The following is a 17,297-nucleotide window of genomic DNA, read 5'->3' as shown; positions in this document are numbered from 1 at the left end:
GGCCTTACCCTAGCACCCAACAATTTCGGCCTTGCTGTTTGGCCTGATAGAGAGCTTGGTCTGCGCACGTAAACTGCGTGGCCAAGCTTTTTGCGTTGTAAGCCGCTAAACCAAAACTTGCTGTCACTTGCAGCGGTTGACCTAAGTGGGTCTTAAATGGGTGACTTTCAATTTGTACCCGCAGACATTCGGCGTATTCTTGTAGCTCTTGTTGAGTAATATTTGGCAGCACGATTAAAAATTCTTCCCCACCAATTCTGCCTAGCATTTCCCCATGAGATAAAAACTGCTGCATGATGCTGGTGACATCATTCAGAACTAAGTCACCAGTATCATGACCAAATTGGTCGTTGATTGATTTAAAATGGTCAATATCAAGCACAATACTAGACAGCTTTTGGCGACGGTAAAGGCGCTTGCCTTCTTCCATAATGAAGCGACGATTGGCAATGCCTGTCAAAAAGTCAGTGTTAGATAATTTGTAGAACAAGTGCTTTTTGCGGAACTGCCAATAGAGCATCGCGACGGTAACACAGACGATCAATAACGCGATAAATGTGATAACGCCAGAGCGGTGGCTTTGTAGGCTCAGTAAGCTGTTTTCGTGCAATAGACGTTGGTTATCAAGTTCAGATTTCAGTGTCGCGACCTGCTGCTGCAAGTTACGCTGTTGGCTACTAAGCACTTGGTTGTTGTAGCGCTCAAGCCATACGTAGGCAAGTTGATAATCACCTAGGCTAGCGTAGAGTTGTGCCAGTTCTTTTTGCTTGATCACCGCATAGCTTGGTAATCGATCGTGGTGTTGCTCAAAATAATCAATCACTGCGTCTAGGTGTGGCTGCACCACTTCAGTTTGTTTTGTCTTCGCGTAGTATTGCGCCAGAATCAGGTGGAATGACAGGGCGCCAAAGCCTTGGTTTTCAATATCGAGCGCTAAGATCTGATTGACATACTCCCCTGCAATAACGAGGTTGCTTGAATAGGTGTGTAGAGCAATTAAGCCCAGTAGATTATTACGCTTTAGGTAGTTTGAGTTTAACTCTATAGCGAGTTTGAGTGCGTTTTTATAATGCTGGTTCGCTTTTAGTAGCTTGAGTCCTTTATTACTCTCTTTGCCCCATTTTAGGTAAGCATTAGCCATATTGTAATGGGCGGCGGCTCGCTCTTGTACGCTGTGGTCTTTTTCTGCTTGGACAAGTACTTTGTTCTGTAGAGAAATGGATTCCGAATAATCACCGTTTAAGTAATAAAGAATGCCTAGTTGGCTATTGAGATCGGCAACAATGGCGGCATCTTTACTGTGCACCAATAACTGCTGAGCTTCTTTAGCAATGTTTAATGCCTGCCATGAGTAACCCTGCTGCATGTAAACCGCGCTGTATTGTAGCTTTACGTACCCTTGCTCTTCTTTGTCTTGCAGACGAATGGCAATATCTTCCGCTTTTTTATACCAACTGAGTGCCGTAGTGAACTGGCTGGTGGCTTCATACGGCCAAGCCATACGTATCGCGAGATTGAGCATTTGGCGAAATTCAGTGGCATTTTGCGGAGTAGGCAGTTCGGTGGTCTCGATATATTCGATACTGGTTGGGTAGTGACCGAGCAGGTTATTGGAGGCGACAAACAGGTAAGAGTATTCAAGCTGTTCTAATACTGTTAATGAATTCACATCAAGCGGCTGGATGATTTCTAGGACTGCGGTTGGATTAGATTTGAGCAGTTCATATCCATGCTGAATTGAGCCATTCGCCATGAGTCTGAAAGGCATGAATAGCAGGGTGAATACAAGCAGTTTTATAAAATAAGAAACCATGAAACCGAAGTGATGTAAAAAAGGAAAGGCGCGATTCTACTCGCGCCTTTAGGGTATTCACAATCAAATTAGGTAAAGTAAACTAAAAGCTTGATGTATATCTTATTTGACGCTTTTATCAATTTGCTTAATGATCTAAATACAAGTAATTCTGCCAGCTTTTCATTCGAATGAGCACTTTGCGCATGATCGATACATGAGTAAAGCTGTCAGAATATACGGCCGCTTCAAACGCGGTGCCGAGTGGCAATTGATACTCACTTAGGTCATCGGTAATGCGTAAAGTCACCAATACACGACCGTTAGTTCTTAATGCGTCAGAGCCAAACAACGCACCGCGAGCTTGGAATTGGCTTTCGCCAATAGCAGGTAACACTTCAACCACTTCGCCTTTAAATACTCTGCCCGGTAGCGAGCGGAACAAAAACTCAGCTTCAAAGCCCGGTTTCAGACGTTGTAACGAGTTTTGACGAAACGCTGCGGTATAAAGCAAATCTTCGCTGTGAACAAATGACATCACAGGTGCAAGCGGTAAAGGAACGGCCATTACCCCAGGGCGCAGCGCAACTTGAGTGGCAAAGCCATCGGTCGGAGCACGCACTGTCGTTTGGTCAAGATCGAACTCAGCTTTGCGTAGGTCGGCCAACAGTTTTGCAACCGCGGTATTTTCGCCACCGATTTCAGAGTCAAGGGCGATTTGCGCTTGCTCTACTTTGGTTTGAGCCACATTTAATGCCGCTTGGGCTGCCTTGTAGGTTTGACGCCGGGTGTCCACTTGTTGCTCGGTGAATGCCCCTTTGTCAAAGCCTCGTTGGTATCGAGAATACTCACGCTCAGCTTTGTCTCGGTCTGCGATAGCCTTTATTTGAGCGGCTTGCGCTTCTTGCAAACTAGACTCTAATCCAAGCGCGCCTTGGCTTGCTTCTTTGACTTGCGCTTTGATCTTGTCGACGGCTGCTTGATAAGGGATTGGATCTATTTTAAAGAGCACATCACCTTGTTGAAGTGGCTGATTTGGCTCAACAGGCACTTCAATCACTCGGCCACGCACACCAGATACGATTGGCGTTGATGAATAGACTTGGTTACCAATCTGAGTGAATGGGTGGTTGTAGTTCATCAACAAAATCAGTGCGCCGATAAGCACAACACCGCCGAGTACCGCGGTAGGCACTGTCCATTTGTTAAGCGGGATGCGAAACACTTTGAAAATGGTAATACACAAAGCGGCGTAGGTGAGGATGAGCAGTAGATCCATAATCAGTTCTCCTCACTTTGGTTGTTTGATTTTGCTGGTTCAGTTGGCTCTGGGTTGTTATCCGCTTGCTTGGTTGTGAGCGCTTCGTTGGCTTGTTTAAGTTTGCTCACCTCTTGTTGCAGGGTCTGAACTTGGTCAATCAGTACATCGACGCGGTGGTGGATGTCATGCTGTTCTTCTTCAAGGCGCTGAAAGCCCCATCCTCTCTCTTTACGCCATAGCGTTGCCCATATCCATAAGAATGGCCACAGCGCATGCAGTGTAAATAAACTGACCCAACCAGCATAGTGAATCGCGTCTTGATGTGGGTGGTCGCGCTCTTTAGAGATCTCGTAGGGAATATCGTGAATGACAATAATGCCGTAGAAGATAACCAAGGCGACGAATATCAGTAACCCTAGTGCAAAATAGTCGAGAAACATAGTTAATCCTTGTGATTTGGCCAACGCAGGTATAGATGGTTGTTCTATGAGTATAGGAGCAAAATCAAAGGATTATGGAATATTTTAGCGGGATTTTGTGAATGAAAGAAGCCGTGACATTGGTCACGGCTTACAAAGTCATTCACAGCAAACTTGGTTACGGCCGTTGGCTTTGGCTCGATAGAGCGCCTTATCTGCACGGTAGAAGGTACGCTGAGTATTTTCACCTTCTCGGTGTAAGGTAATGCCGACGCTCACAGTGAGGCCACGCTCGCCAAGGATATCTTGCCAGTTGAATTGGAAGATACGGTCTCGGTAGTTTTCAGCGTGCATTTCGGCTTGGGCGATATTCTGGCGCTCTAAAATAACCAAGAATTCTTCACCACCAAAACGAACGCACGAAGCGCCGCGGAACTTAAAATAAGACGCCAACTCGGAAGAGACGTTAACAATGGCTTTGTCACCAATCAGATGGCTTAGCTCATCATTAATTGACTTAAAGTGGTCAATATCAACAACCAGAAGCGCAAACGGCGTTTCGTGAAGCAATAGATCTTTGAGTTTCACATCTAACCAACGACGGTTATGTAGGCCTGTTAGCGGATCAGTGAATACGTCTTGCTGTAATTGGGCTACCGCATGTTTTTGGTGCTCAGTGGTTTCTTTTAGTTCGCGGTTCTCAATTTCAGAGAGGATCAATTTCAGTTGCAGCTCAAAGCGCGATAGGCGACGTAATTGGCTAGCACCCAATTCGCAAATTGGGATCTTTTTCATCAAATCGTTTTCAATACGAAATGCGCGGCGGTGGTACTCCAATGCTTTTTTGAGGTTGTCTTGTTTTTCATACACTGAGGCAAGCGCATTACACAATTTGAGGTTAAGAATTGGTGAGCCTTCACGCTTAATGCGTTTGTGGGCACTTTCTAACACCCAATCTGCCAAATGAATCTTTTCTGCTTCGTTCAAACAGCAGCCAAGCTCCATGCGGATCATATTCGATAGCCAGTTAGAGTTGATATTGCCGGCTGCATATTGCACGTGGCCTAGACAGCGCATTGCGTCTTCCAACTTACCTTGTTGACGCAATAATTTAGCTTGGTAAAGCAGTGTTTGCCCAGCGAGTACTTTATCGCTGACTAAGATACCTAGCTCTTCACACTCTTTGATCAGATCTTTGGCTGCAGATATGCGGTTCAACTCGATATAGCATGACAGCATGTACAGCTTATAGCGTAGGCGAAGTGAGCGGCTACTAATGGCGTGATCAATGGCATCCACTTTTTGGTAATAGCGAAGGGCGCGGTTGTGATCACCATAGGCATCACATAGGTTACCCATGCCGATGACGGACAATACATAAGCGTCAATGTAACCATTATCAACAGCAATGGTGGATGAGTTGGTGTACTCATTCAGCGCGGCTGTGAAGTCTCCATGGTCAACTAAGCGGTTGGCTAAAAGCCCACGAACTTCAAGAATAAGCTCTGCATCATTGGGTAGCGTTAGGAGTTCTAGCGCGGCACGTAGCTCATCAATCCCTTCTTGGAAATGCTTCATTGAGGTACGAAATTCGGCGCTGATAATCAGTGTTTGCGCTTTTTCCTGTGGCGTTGTCGCGACATGTTGGCGCACATGATTCCAAAACACCAAGGCTTCTTCACCGGAGACGGAGGCAGGATCAAGGCCGGCATCTGAGATTTTGTTTAAGAAGACTTCCATCATACTAAATGCCTACCTGACTCTCTTCGAGCTGATCCAATGTGAACGGGAAGGTGAGAATATCTTGTAATTCCACTTTAGGTAACGAGTGCTTAATGCCTTTGCGATGCCAAGGGTATATTTCAATCATTTGTGCGAGCACTCTAAAGAAGTCGCTCGCTTCGGTATCTTTTTCAGCCAATAAGATACCGAGTCGCTCTGAGCTAAGACGGGAAATTAAGTCTTCTGGATTACACATAGAGTGCGCAAGTTCGGCGCAAATCTCTAAACAGCGCGGATCGGAGTGGTGAATCATGATCACCGCGTGATTGGATTTTTTCAGCTCAGTCTTGAATAAAACCAGCTGCTCCCACCAATAGGTCTCCGATACCATTTGGCTTAAATGGTTGTTTGGGTCGTACTCGTACTGAGCTCGGATTCGATTGATCAGCTTACGAGCGCGCTGTTCCAAAATTCGTTTTGATGAACGAGCTCGGTCGCTGCCTTCGCGGAATGTTTGCTCGCGTAGCATCTCGTTGCTGTGAGTACGGTATTTTTTAAACGCATCTAGCGCGATGCGGTATTCACCGATTTCTTCGGCGACAACAGATTGTTGGAAGTAAATTTGCGACAGTAATTCACCGTTATCAAACGAATCGGCAGATTGCTCGGCAATGGTGAGTAGTTCAGTGGCTTTGGTGGCATCTTTACGCAGCAGCTCTAAGCGCGCACGGCTGATGTATGAGTGCGCTTTCATCCAAGTTAAGTCATTTTCGACTACAAGGTCGTGCGCTTTTTGGGTGGCTATTTCTGCGTCGTCAAGGCGCTCTAAACCGAGCAATGCCAAGCCGCGGAAATCCCAAATCTCTGCTTGCCAAGTTTTATCGTTGTGGTCGCCTAAGTTTTCCGCTGCGCTATCAAGAATCGACAACATCTCGATATAGTTATTGAGTAAGTAGTGATCCCAAGCGAGAAGAATCTGCGCTTTGCCTTCTAACCAATCAATGCGCTTGTTGTTGGCCACTTTGACCGCTAGTTCATGGGTGGTCAGGGCAAGATTGTATTCGTCAGTAATGCGCCATACGTTACCAAGGCCAATTAATGCCTCGATTTGAAACTCAACCTGATCGACAAACGAGGCTTGTTCAAGTGTTTGGATCCAGAATTGTTGAGCGGAGTAGTATTTGGCATGGCCCCAGTAGTGGAGCGCATGAATATGCAAGATTTCAGGCAGGCAATCGTCGTTATCGATTTGGCTTATTTTTGTGTGGGCGTCGCGGATGCATTTGAGACCTTTTCGGTAATCCATCAGCGCCCAGTAGCACCGAGACATTAAGATTAAGCTCGCGATGACACCTTCGGGATACAAGATTTGATTGGCCCGGGTTGCGCACTGCTCGGCAGTCGCCAGCACGGTCTCTGGCTCAAACTCAACGCGCGACTTAAGCTGTTCGATCTCTATTTCTAGCAATTGCTGGCTTTTATCCAATGAATCAATTCCTTAACAGCTTGCAGCGATAATACAAAAGCATTATATGAAGAGCAGCACGTCATTCGCTACAAAAAGCAGCATCGGATCGACGGTTTAATGGGCTACTTCACATTAATGATAATTATGAAAGGAGTTGGCGCAGTGTCAAAGGCGATTGTGTTAAGCCAAGGTTTTGTGCTGCCGTTGCTCCTTGCTTATCTTGGTAGCAAAGATTATGCCATGCTCTAAAAATATCCAATACTGGAAGCAGGCCTGCCGGACGTAATTTGCGACGAGGTTCGTTGATGAAACCCTCAAACAAAAGTTGGAATCGATGTTGATAGAACTCAATCTTTCTAATTGAGGCCTTGTTTAACCATAGGCGTGGGTTATTGTTACTGCCTGCAAGGTAGCAGATACCCTTAGCCTGTGCGCCAGATTGGGTGATAGCCCAGCGGTCTCGCCACCAACCCATATGCACAATATCAATTTTGTCTAAACTGCGATTCAGTTGCCAATTTGCGTCTTCTTCAACGTACATTAAATCGACCGAATCAGATTTAATTCTCGGCAAACAAACACTTAAAGCGGCAGATCTTAGCACAGGGTCTTGCGGCAAATAGATCGAAACTTGCCGCTCTTGCTGGCACATATCAAGCACATGCAGGAAGTGCGCGTAGGAAGTATAAGGTGGACGAATCAATGCCCCTTTAGAGGGGTAATTGAACACGGTGAGATTACCCATTGGGTCTTCTACGTTGCCGCGCGCCAAGATGGTTTGGTATTGCTGATCAATTCTTTCACGCAAAACGGGTGAAGGTTCAGGCGTTGGTTGGTTCGCTTCTGAGTAGTGATCTCGTGAAACAAAGCGCGCTGGCGATTCAAATGGATTATGGTCCACTTCACCTTCAGGCTCTTCTTCCGCCGAATAATTGACATGTTGGCAAAGGATATAACCTGAGTGGGCTTCACCAGTCGCAATCCACAATACGCCGTTATTACTTTTCGGTTGTAAAGGCATGTAGTGAGAAGCGAGCTCGTAGCGCTCAGCATGGTTTACCCATCGTGCGTCAAACATCGCAAGCTTGCGACGGCAGCGGCTGGCAATGTGATCAACGTGGTCGTAAAACGTCTTTGGATTAATCTCTAACTTGCGGCAAATCTCGCGCACCGAGTAGCCCATAAAGAGCAAACCAAGGAGGTTTTCTTGAAAAGCGAGTTTTTTGTTTATTCCTGACCATTTATCAACAAATGTCGATTGGCAGCATTTGCAGCGATAACGTTGGCGATCGCCACTGTAGCCGAAGGCATGATAAAGGTGTTTGTGGGTATGAACAGAAAGGCCAAAGTAGTCACACTCTTCGTTACGACACGCAGGCAGGCCTTCGCAATGAAGCTGTCTTAAACGTTGTAACTCGTTGAGGACTTCTTGGTTGTTAAGTAAGGGGGGGAAAGCGCCACACTCGCGGCAAACCATCGCAGGTCGCTTAGGGTTAGCATGTTGCACGATGTAATGCTGTGCATCGCTCAATCCAAAGTTGTCACACGCCAATGTTTTACAAAAGTTGAGTTGTAACCCGTTTGCTTCCTTAGGCAGGTTGCCTGATGTCACAATCGCCCCCTCGGGATAATTTGGGCTGCCAAGAAGCACTCTTGGCAGCGAAGGTAAAACGTTTAGATGTTGATTGCAGTTTCAAGTGCCACTTTCATCATATCGTTGAACGATTTTTGACGCTCTTCTGAGCTTAGTTTTTCACCACGGATGATGTGGTCAGAAACAGTTAGGATTGTCAGAGCTTTTGCGCCTAGGTCAGCCGCTACGCCGTAGATACCTGCTGCTTCCATATCAACACCTAGAATGCCTAGTTTTTCCATCTTCTCGAAGATGTCAGCTTCTGGTGTGTAGAAAAGATCAGCAGAGAATACGTTACCCACTTTCACTGGCACTTCTTGAGCGCGCGCTTGGTTTACTGCTTCTTCTAGAAGACCGTAGTCAGCGATTGCTGCGAAGTCGTGGTTGTTGAAGCGGATGCGGTTAACTTTAGAGTCAGTTGACGCGCCCATACCGATAACAACGTCCATTAGTTTAACGTCGTCACGTACAGCACCACAGCTACCTACGCGGATTACGTTTTTCACGCCGTACTCAGCGATCAGTTCGTGAACGTAGATACAGCATGATGGGATACCCATACCATGGCCCATTACAGATACTTTTTTACCTTTGTAAGTGCCTGTGTAACCGAACATATTACGTACATCACATACTTGTTTAACATCGTCTAGGAAAGTCTCTGCGATGTATTTAGCGCGTAGTGGGTCGCCTGGCATTAGAACTGTTTCTGCGAAATCACCAGGTTGAGCGTTAATGTGTGGGGTTGCCATAGTCGTTACTCCAATGAGTTAGTAAGTTCTGATTACTAATTATGTTGAACTTCAATAAATCTGTTGAAGCCATACTAGCTAGATATGGCGGGATTCCTTGAGAAGCTCGTCACAAAAAATACGGATTATGCCATGAAAATGGGTGTTGATAACCATTTATGTTGAAAGTGGTAATGCAATCGATTCGGGAAACGTTTGCGAACTATTCAATCAGTTGTATTTGCATGACAAATTCATTGATTAAGCCATGAAAAAGTTCTGAATAGAGGTATCTTGTACAATCCTATACGTAAATTATTTTTGTATAACTCGTGATCTTTGTGCTAATACTTATACGTATATTAATTTTGTACACCTTTACTGAGCGGAGTAATTACCATGGATACAAAAATTAAAGTTGGCGTAAGTGCATGTGTGTTGGGCGAGAAAGTACGATTTGATGGCGGTCATAAGCGTAGTCGCTTTGTTCATCAAGAGTTAGCGACCCATTTTGACTTTCTTTCTATCTGTCCGGAAGTGGAATCTGGCATGCCTGTGCCTCGTCCGACTATCCGCTTAATCTCAGACAAAGAGCGTGTGGCTTTAGTCGAGACAAAGGATGCATCAAAAGAACATACCTCGACCATGGTGAATTACGCTGAGCAGCGTGTTAATGGTTTAGCTAAGCAAGACTTATGTGGTTACATCGTCTGTGCGAAATCACCGACTTGTGGCATGGAGCGTGTAAAAATTTATGGTAAACATAATGCCGACAACAATGGCGTAGGTTTGTATACCCAGCAATTGATGAAGCAGATGCCTTGGTTGCCTATAGAAGAAGATGGCCGTTTAAATGATCCGGTTCTTAAAGAGAACTTCGTGGCTCGCGTGTTTTGTTTGAACGACTTCTATCAATCAATGGCGGGTGAGCCGACTCCGGGAAAAATCGTAGCGTTCCACTCTCGTTATAAGCTGACGTTGATGGCGCACCATCCTGAGTCATATAAAGCACTGGGTAAATTGGTGGCTAACGTGAAAAACTACCAACCGGATGAATTTTTCCAAATTTACCGTAATGGCTTGATGGCGGCCATGACTCACCGAGCAAGTCGTAAGAACAACACCAATGTATTGATGCACATTCAGGGTTACTTCAAACGTAATTTACAAAAGTCGGAACGTGCGGAGTTATCTCAAACGATTCATGATTATCGCGTAGGTGTGCTCCCGCTACTTGCACCATTGGTGCTTCTAAAACATCATATGAGCCGTTATCCATCTAACTACTTAAATCATCAAACGTTTTTTAACCCTCATCCACAGGAGTTACGTCTACGCTATGGATTGTGAGAACAAGCTTTATGCGATTCGAGAAGTGTCTGAGCTGACTGGTGTGAAGCCAGTTACGCTCCGTGCTTGGCAGCGCCGCTACAACATTATTCAGCCACAAAGAACAGACAAAGGCCACCGCCTTTACACAGAGCAACATCTAGAGCAAATCAAAGCGATTCAAGCTTGGTTGGCAAAAGGCGTGGCCATTGGCAAGGTAAAAGGACTGCTAGAAAGTGGTGATCTGAATGCATCAGTGACCGAGCAAACCTCGCGCTTAGATGAGGTAGAGCCGCTATTGCAGGCATTGGCGGAGCTGAGTCGTCACCGTGCTGAATCTATTGTTGCAGCGGTTTTTAAAGAGTACCCGTTGAATATTGTTGAATCGCGATTCGTTAATCCGGTTTTTTCTGCGATTGAGCAGATGAAAAAAGGCCAGCGAAGCCTTCATTTTGGTTTGATTCAGTCAATCTTCAGCGCTCAGCTTAGCGCGATCATTGAATCTGAAAACAAAGCCGCACACAAAGGGAAATGCTTGGTGGTGAGTTTTGACGTTCTAGGTGCATTAAGCACCAAAATGTGGTCGCTGAGCTTACTTGAGCAAGGGCTACATATCAGCTTGATTGAAGGGGTATCGGATATTTCAGGTTTGATTGACCATCCTTCTATAGACAAGTTTACTCATTTGGCTCTGCACAGCTCTCAAGCCCCTTCAGCAACCCAAGTAAAATTGCTAAACCGCTTAGCAGAACGGTTGGGCGATAAACTGATTAGCAATGATTTGCTTACATCTTTGATGGCAGTGACTGAGTAGTTATGCCTCATAGTCGTTTGGCCATAAAGAAAATAGTAACGAGATAACAAGGCGAGCGTATGAGATTAGTTTGGTTTAGGCGCGATCTAAGAGTAGAAGACAATAGCGCTCTGATTGAAGCGACCAAAACAGGTGAGCCAGTTGTAGCAGTGTATATTGCCACGCCTAAAACCTGGCAAAGCCATGATCTAGCCCCGATTCAAGCAGATTTAGTCGCTCGTCGATTAGCCTGCTTGCAGCAAGATTTGGCCCTGCTTAACATCGAGTTATTGTACCTGCAAGTGGATACCTTTTCAGACAGCGTCGAAGCATTGCAACGCCTAGCTCTCTCTCTGAATGTCACTCATATTCATTTGAATCGAGAATATGAATGGAATGAAAGCCAGCGAGATGAAGAGTTAAAAAGCAGCATCGCATCCACTTCTATTGAGTTGATTCGCCATCATGATAAATGTCTGTTTCCACCCGGTTCAGTCGTTAATAAGCAGCAACAATACTTCAAAGTCTTTACGCCGTTTAAACGCGCTTACTTAGCACGTTTCGCCGCTCAACCATTGATGGTTTCCAAGCCAAGCGTTGTTGAATCGTCTGATGAGTTGCGCCAGCACCAACTTAGGTATAGCCCTGAGTGCAGTTTTGATTACCCACGCAAGTCGAGCCAAGCCTATCCGGCAGACACGAAAACGATCCGACAATTATTGCGTGATTTTTGCAACGAATCGGTGGATGACTATCATCAGCAGCGTGATTTTCCGGCCTTGTTTGGTACTAGCAAACTCTCTCCTTATTTGGCTATAGGTGCTTTGTCTATTCGTCAGTGTTTGGCACGTTTGTATTATGGTCAGCAACCGCCAATCAGTGCAGGCCGTGAGATATGGCAAAGCGAGCTGGTTTGGCGAGATTTCTATCAGCACCTTATTCACTTTGAGCCTAAACTTTCAAAAGGGCATAACTTTGTAAGCTGGGCGGATAATATTCAGTGGCATCACGAGCCTGACAAGCTTGCTGCATGGCAGCAGGGTAAGACTGGTTATCCGATTGTAGATGCCGCGATGCGTCAGTTAAACCAGACCGGTTGGATGCATAATCGCTTACGTATGGTTGTGGCGAGTTTTTTGACCAAGCATCTGCATATTCACTGGCATCATGGTGAGCGCTATTTCATGGCTAACTTGATTGATGGGGACTATCCGGCTAACAACGGTGGTTGGCAGTGGAGTGCGTCTACGGGGTGCGATGCTCAGCCCTATTTTAGGATTTTTAACCCAATGGCTCAAAGTGAGAAATTTGACGCTAAAGGGGCGTTTATTCGCCATTGGCTACCAGAGCTTGAAGCTGTGCCCGATAAGTTTATTCATCAACCTTGGCTATGGCCGAATGTTAGTAGCGTGTCATATCCATCGCCAATAGTTGATCACAAAACCGAAAGGGCGCTAACCTTGCAACTGTTTAAACAAGCGAAGGATTTTTAATATGCTGCGAAAGCTGCTCATGATTGTCTGTTGTATGAGTGCACCTGTGTGGGCGAAAAGTTATGACTTACCCATAGAAGGCAGCAGTATTGTTGGGCGAACTCAATTTCACCAAGTTGAAAAAGGCCAGAGCTTGGCTGATATCGCCAAAGATTACGATGTTGGTTTTCTCTCTTTGATGGCGGCCAATCAAGGAATTGATCCCTTTTTGCCACCAGAAGGGTATGTATTAACGATTCCAACTCAAGTTATTCTGCCCAATGTCCAGCGCAAAGGCATAGTGATCAACTTGGCTGAGCTGCGCTTGTACTATTTTGAACCACAACTTAATAAGGTACATATTTTCCCTGTCGGCATTGGTCGTGTGGGTCGTGATACCCCAGAAATGGTCACGACTATCAGTCAAAAGCGGCCAAACCCAACCTGGACACCGCCAAGTTCAATCCGAAAAGAGTATCTGGCGAAAGGGATAGAGCTGCCAGCGGTTGTGCCTGCTGGTCCAGATAACCCTTTGGGTGAGTATGCGCTGCGTTTAGCTTATGGTGTGGGCGATTACCTTATCCACGGTACCAATAAAGATTTTGGCATTGGGTTACGGGTCAGCTCAGGCTGTATTCGTATGGATCCAAAAGATATCTCTTGGTTGTTTGCTCAGGTTAATTTAGGTGAGCAGGTAACGGTGATCAATGAGCCGATCAAGGTGGCGTTAGAGCCTGATAGAAGCGTGTTTGTTGAAGCTCATGAGCCGCTAACACGCAGTGATGGCAGTAAGAAAATATTGGAGCTGCCACAAGAGCTGCAATGGTGGCTGCAAGCCACTCAACAATCGGACTCTAAAGCCAAAGCGGTGATATTGGCGCAAAATGGCGTTCCAGTTGAGATTGTTCCTCCCAAGCTAATTAATTAAAGGCTTAACGTTGAGCTAAGCCTTCCTTTCTAAAGTGCAATATTAGGCTTTTAGGCCAACATCAGGGCGTGACAATTTTACTTTGCAAGTATCAACACGCCCTGTTCCACACTTTTACTCTGTGGCTAGGTTACTCTGCTACGCCACCTTGGGTCAGTTTTGCAGGGTCGAGTAGGCGTTCTAATGTAGCGCGATCAAGCTCGGTCTCTTGCTCGGCGACATCAATGATCTCTCTTCCTTCTTTATAGGCTTTCTTGGCAATCTCGGCGGCTTTTAGGTAACCAATTACAGGGTTTAGCGCGGTTACCAGTATTGGGTTTTTCGCCAGCGCGAGCTGTAGGTTGTCTTCACGTACCGTGAAGGTTGCGATGGCTTTATCTGCTAAAGCGGTCGCGCTGTTTGCAAGTAATTCAATACTCTCAAGTATGTTATGAGCAATTACAGGCAGCATTACATTTAGCTGGAAGTTACCCGCTTGGCCCCCAATAGTGATGGTGGTGTCATTGCCAATCACTTGCGCGGCCGCCATCGCAGCTGCTTCAGGGATTACAGGGTTTACTTTACCCGGCATAATTGATGATCCCGGTTGTAGCCCTTGCAGTTCAATTTCACCTAAACCAGCCAGTGGGCCAGAGTTCATCCAACGCAGATCATTCGACATCTTCATAATTGCTACGGCAGCGGTTTTTAGTGAGCCAGATAGCGCGACAATGGCATCTTGACTGCTCAAGTTGAAGAAGAAGTTGTCACTGGCGGTAAACTCAATGCGAGTGGCTTGTGTGAGGTTATCGGCAAAAGCGGCTGCAAAGCGAGGATCGGCATTGATGCCTGTACCTACTGCCGTTCCTCCTTGCGCAAGCGCTTTCACCGCTTTTAAGCTGTGCTCAATAGATTGCTTGGCATGTTCAAGTTGATGTTGCCAGCCGCCCAGCTCTTGATCAAAGGTAATCGGCATCGCATCCATAAGGTGAGTGCGGCCTGTCTTTACACTTTGGCCTACTTGTTCGCGCTTGGTTTCAAGCTGCTTGATCAGGTGATCAAATGCTGGCAGCAACTGATTTTCGATGCTGAGCACCGAGCTTACTTGTATCGCTGTCGGGATAACATCGTTACTGCTTTGTCCCATATTGACGTGATCGTTTGGGTTAACATCACCACCGAGTTGCGCAGACGCTAAGGTCGCGATCACTTCATTGGCATTCATGTTTGAGCTGGTGCCCGAACCGGTTTGATAAACGTCAATGGGGAAATGTTCGATGTGTTTACCTTCGATAATGTCTTGGGCTGCGTCGGCAATCGCATTCGCAATATCGCCCTCTAACAGGCCTAGCTGTGCATTGGTTAATGCGGCTGTTTGCTTAATGTAGGCGAGGGCTTGGATAAAAGAAACGGGCATTTTGTGCTGGCTGAAATGGAAGTTATCAACCGCGCGTTGTGTTTGAGCTTGATAAAGCGCGTTACTTGGTACTTTAACTTCGCCCATACTGTCCGTTTCAATACGAAATTCCTGTGTCATAAAGAATCCTTTTGTTTCATTGGTTTAATCTAATGGTGCTTGTACGCACTGTAGTTGTTGTTGTAGGTGGAGAAACTTGATATCGCCATCGTCCCATTGGTAATAGAAACGCTTTAGGCAAAGTAGTGGGGTATGGATCGAGTCTAGACAAACACGGCGGAAGATACGACTGCGGGTTGGGTCTTGAATTGCATCAAGCATGTGAAAGTAGAGCTTTCTTAGATAAAGCTCGCACAGTAGTACACTTTCAAACTCGGCATCCGGCTCATAATACGATGAAAGTGTCAGAGCCCAGTGGATGTAGTCTTGAATAACGTCAGGTTCAAAGCCATCAGCAGGCATATCGGTAATAAAGCGATCGTGTGCTTTGAAATAGGCATTGTAGACGGGCTGTAGTGGATCCATAATCACCTCACTGATAATGTAATGATAATTATTATCAATTGTTGGTGTTATGGCAACCCCTGTAAAAATAAGGGATTAAATCACTTTTTGTTGATAGTGCGCTCATTAGAACGCACTTATTTTGAACTAGCGAAGTTTGTTTAGAACGGCGAGTAGAGAAAGTTCAATATGATGGCCTAGCGCTTTGACCTCTTCACTGGGCTCAACTAAATCAGGGATCTGATAAGTTGTCATTTGCGCTGCGACAGCAGAAATAACGCCATTGTTAGAATCTTCAAAAGCAATACAGTCACTTGGTTCTACCCCTAAGCGCTGCGCGGCAAGTTGGTAGATTTCTGGGTCGGGTTTGCCGTGAGTCACTTCATCGCCACAAGTTAAACCATCAAAATATTGGTCAATTCCCGCTAATTTGAGCTTAGTTTCAGCAAGATCTCTGTGGGTTGAAGTTGCAACAGCCGTTGCAATACCGTTGGCACGTAACCAAGTTAATAGTTCGACCACTCCTTCCTTTAGTGGGATCGCTTGGTGGCGAACAATGGCATCGTAGTTTTTACGCCATTCAGGGTGCAGTCTGTCTAAGTCATCGCCGTAAGCATCACGGAAGATCTTTTCAATGCCAGCCGCATTGCGGCCTATGATGGTTAAGTAAACATCTTCATAAAAAGGCAGCTCGACCGTTTGGCAAGCTTGTTTGAATACGCGCATGCAAACTCGTTCAGTATCGAGCAGCAGGCCGTCCATATCAAAAATAGCAGCTTTGATTTTCATTTAAGTACAGCACAATCGTTAAACATTAGAGAGGCGTCATTGTGTCATGAATAACACTGACTCGCGATTGAAATATCAACAATTTTCAAGTGCATGATGAGAGAAAGTGTATCGACTTAAACGAGCAGTTGGTTACAATGGCGTAACATTAATAAAATTAAGGAAGCAGTGGGATGGAAGTGAAAAACGTCGCCTTTGTTGGTTTAGGTGTCATGGGTTATCCAATGGCGGGCTACTTGAGTAAAGCTGGCTATAACACAAAGGTATTCAACCGAACACTGACTAAAGCAGAGCAGTGGCAGAATGATTATCAAGGCATCGCGTGTGAAACCCCAAAACAGGCCGCGCAAGAGAGCGACGTGGTGTTTGTTTGCGTTGGTAACGATGATGACGTGCGCAGCGTAGTTTATGGTGAGCACGGTATTTTAGCGGGCTTAAAACCGGGGGCGGTATTAGTCGACCACACCACCACTTCTGCGGAGCTGGCAATTGAGTTGGCGAATGCAGCTCAATCTCAGGGCATTCAATTTATCGATGCGCCGGTCTCTGGCGGTCAAGCGGGCGCAGAAAATGGCGTGCTAACCATCATGTGCGGTGGTGAACCTCAAACATTTGAACAAATAAAGCCTGTAATGGATTGCTACGCCAAGCAGATGACATTGCTTGGTGAAAACGGTCAAGGTCAACGCTGTAAAATGGTCAACCAAATTTGTATCGGTGGTGTGCTGCAAGGGTTGAGTGAGGCGCTGCTACTGGCAGAAAAATCTGGATTAGATATTGCTCAAGTGGTCGATACGCTGAAACATGGCGCTGCGGGTTCATGGCAGATGGAAAACCGTGCGACGACTATGGCGGAAGATAAGTTTGATTTTGGTTTTGCTATCGATTGGATGAGAAAAGATCTTGGCTTTTGTTTACAAGAAGCAGAGCGATTCAATTTAGAGTTGCCGCTTACTAAGCAGGTTGACCAGCGTTACGCAGAGCTACAGCAGCAGGGTTTAGGTCGTATGGACACTTCGGTGCTTATCAAGGCGTTAAAAAGCTAAAACATCATTTAATG

General features: G+C 45.8%; 15 protein-coding genes. 5 read left to right on the top strand and 10 right to left on the bottom strand.

Annotation, left to right across the window (positions count from 1 at the left end; genetic code table 11):
• Window positions 1–4: 4 nt before the first annotated feature.
• From MU515_RS10695 to deoD, 7 genes are all read right to left on the bottom strand, one after another.
• Window positions 5–1,768, bottom strand: coding sequence for a GGDEF domain-containing protein (locus tag MU515_RS10695; protein ID WP_260260415.1), 1,764 nt, complete (start codon window positions 1,766–1,768; stop codon window positions 5–7).
• A 172-nt stretch (window positions 1,769–1,940) separates the two neighbouring features.
• Entirely contained in the window at window positions 1,941–3,071 is a 1,131-nt protein-coding gene (locus tag MU515_RS10690; protein WP_260260414.1) for an HlyD family secretion protein, read from the bottom strand.
• A 2-nt stretch (window positions 3,072–3,073) separates the two neighbouring features.
• A complete protein-coding gene (locus MU515_RS10685) occupies window positions 3,074–3,493 on the bottom strand; it encodes a DUF3302 domain-containing protein (RefSeq protein WP_260260413.1) in 420 nt (139 codons plus the stop codon).
• A gap of 138 nt (window positions 3,494–3,631) precedes the next feature.
• A complete protein-coding gene (locus tag MU515_RS10680) occupies window positions 3,632–5,212 on the bottom strand; it encodes a GGDEF domain-containing protein (RefSeq protein ID WP_260260552.1) in 1,581 nt (526 codons plus the stop codon).
• A gap of 4 nt (window positions 5,213–5,216) precedes the next feature.
• Window positions 5,217–6,680: a hypothetical protein gene (locus MU515_RS10675; RefSeq protein WP_260260412.1), complete on the bottom strand. Its 1,464-nt coding sequence runs from the start codon at window positions 6,678–6,680 to the stop codon at window positions 5,217–5,219.
• Window positions 6,681–6,804: 124 nt separating this feature from the next.
• Window positions 6,805–8,274: a lactate dehydrogenase gene (locus MU515_RS10670; protein ID WP_260260411.1), complete on the bottom strand. Its 1,470-nt coding sequence runs from the start codon at window positions 8,272–8,274 to the stop codon at window positions 6,805–6,807.
• Window positions 8,275–8,336: 62 nt separating this feature from the next.
• Entirely contained in the window at window positions 8,337–9,047 is a 711-nt protein-coding gene (deoD, locus tag MU515_RS10665) for a purine-nucleoside phosphorylase (RefSeq protein WP_053439710.1), read from the bottom strand.
• 378 nt (window positions 9,048–9,425) lie between these two features.
• Here deoD and MU515_RS10660 point away from each other — a divergent pair, with 378 nt between their 5' ends.
• From MU515_RS10660 to MU515_RS10645, 4 genes are read left to right on the top strand one after another with little or no spacing between them, the layout of a single operon-like run.
• Window positions 9,426–10,376 (top strand): YbgA family protein, encoded by a 951-nt coding sequence (locus MU515_RS10660; protein WP_260260410.1) that lies wholly within the window; start codon window positions 9,426–9,428, stop codon window positions 10,374–10,376.
• Entirely contained in the window at window positions 10,366–11,169 is an 804-nt protein-coding gene (locus MU515_RS10655; RefSeq protein WP_260260409.1) for a MerR family transcriptional regulator, read from the top strand. The genes MU515_RS10660 and MU515_RS10655 overlap by 11 nt, the downstream gene beginning before the upstream one ends.
• A 59-nt stretch (window positions 11,170–11,228) precedes the next feature.
• Window positions 11,229–12,641 (top strand): deoxyribodipyrimidine photo-lyase, encoded by a 1,413-nt coding sequence (gene phrB, locus MU515_RS10650; protein ID WP_260260408.1) that lies wholly within the window; start codon window positions 11,229–11,231, stop codon window positions 12,639–12,641.
• 1 nt (window position 12,642) lies between these two features.
• Window positions 12,643–13,548, top strand: coding sequence for a L,D-transpeptidase family protein (locus MU515_RS10645; RefSeq protein ID WP_260260407.1), 906 nt, complete (start codon window positions 12,643–12,645; stop codon window positions 13,546–13,548).
• A 130-nt stretch (window positions 13,549–13,678) separates the two neighbouring features.
• Here MU515_RS10645 and MU515_RS10640 read toward each other — a convergent pair whose 3' ends face one another.
• The 3 genes from MU515_RS10640 to MU515_RS10630 form a co-directional block, all read right to left on the bottom strand.
• Complete coding sequence (locus tag MU515_RS10640) at window positions 13,679–15,064, bottom strand: class II fumarate hydratase (protein WP_260260406.1); 1,386 nt, start codon at window positions 15,062–15,064, stop codon at window positions 13,679–13,681.
• Window positions 15,065–15,088: 24 nt separating this feature from the next.
• Complete coding sequence (locus MU515_RS10635) at window positions 15,089–15,469, bottom strand: hypothetical protein (protein ID WP_260260405.1); 381 nt, start codon at window positions 15,467–15,469, stop codon at window positions 15,089–15,091.
• Between the two features lie 126 nt (window positions 15,470–15,595).
• Complete coding sequence (locus tag MU515_RS10630; protein WP_260260404.1) at window positions 15,596–16,237, bottom strand: HAD family hydrolase; 642 nt, start codon at window positions 16,235–16,237, stop codon at window positions 15,596–15,598.
• A gap of 173 nt (window positions 16,238–16,410) precedes the next feature.
• Between MU515_RS10630 and MU515_RS10625 the strand changes: the two genes are divergently transcribed.
• Window positions 16,411–17,283, top strand: coding sequence for an NAD(P)-dependent oxidoreductase (locus tag MU515_RS10625; protein ID WP_260260403.1), 873 nt, complete (start codon window positions 16,411–16,413; stop codon window positions 17,281–17,283).
• Window positions 17,284–17,297 lie beyond the last annotated feature (14 nt).

Source organism: Vibrio intestinalis (genome assembly GCF_025195085.2).
In the GTDB taxonomy this organism is placed as follows: domain Bacteria; phylum Pseudomonadota; class Gammaproteobacteria; order Enterobacterales; family Vibrionaceae; genus Vibrio; species Vibrio intestinalis.
Note: the sequence above shows the minus strand (reverse complement) of the source record. Positions and strands in the feature narration are given on the sequence as shown.

Bases quoted from the DNA above. Each gene is read 5' to 3' on its own strand.
- MU515_RS10695 (WP_260260415.1), bottom strand. From the start codon at position 1,768: ATGCCTTTCAGACTCATGGCGAATGGCTCAATTCAGCATGGATATGAA.
- MU515_RS10690 (WP_260260414.1), bottom strand. From the start codon at position 3,071: ATGGATCTACTGCTCATCCTCACCTACGCCGCTTTGTGTATTACCATT.
- MU515_RS10685 (WP_260260413.1), bottom strand. From the start codon at position 3,493: ATGTTTCTCGACTATTTTGCACTAGGGTTACTGATATTCGTCGCCTTG.
- MU515_RS10655 (WP_260260409.1), top strand. From the start codon at position 10,366: ATGGATTGTGAGAACAAGCTTTATGCGATTCGAGAAGTGTCTGAGCTG.
- MU515_RS10660 (WP_260260410.1), top strand. From the start codon at position 9,426: ATGGATACAAAAATTAAAGTTGGCGTAAGTGCATGTGTGTTGGGCGAG.
- deoD (WP_053439710.1), bottom strand. From the start codon at position 9,047: ATGGCAACCCCACACATTAACGCTCAACCTGGTGATTTCGCAGAAACA.
- MU515_RS10640 (WP_260260406.1), bottom strand. From the start codon at position 15,064: ATGACACAGGAATTTCGTATTGAAACGGACAGTATGGGCGAAGTTAAA.
- MU515_RS10645 (WP_260260407.1), top strand. From the start codon at position 12,643: ATGCTGCGAAAGCTGCTCATGATTGTCTGTTGTATGAGTGCACCTGTG.
- MU515_RS10635 (WP_260260405.1), bottom strand. From the start codon at position 15,469: ATGGATCCACTACAGCCCGTCTACAATGCCTATTTCAAAGCACACGAT.
- MU515_RS10630 (WP_260260404.1), bottom strand. From the start codon at position 16,237: ATGAAAATCAAAGCTGCTATTTTTGATATGGACGGCCTGCTGCTCGAT.
- MU515_RS10680 (WP_260260552.1), bottom strand. From the start codon at position 5,212: ATGGAAGTCTTCTTAAACAAAATCTCAGATGCCGGCCTTGATCCTGCC.
- MU515_RS10625 (WP_260260403.1), top strand. From the start codon at position 16,411: ATGGAAGTGAAAAACGTCGCCTTTGTTGGTTTAGGTGTCATGGGTTAT.
- phrB (WP_260260408.1), top strand. From the start codon at position 11,229: ATGAGATTAGTTTGGTTTAGGCGCGATCTAAGAGTAGAAGACAATAGC.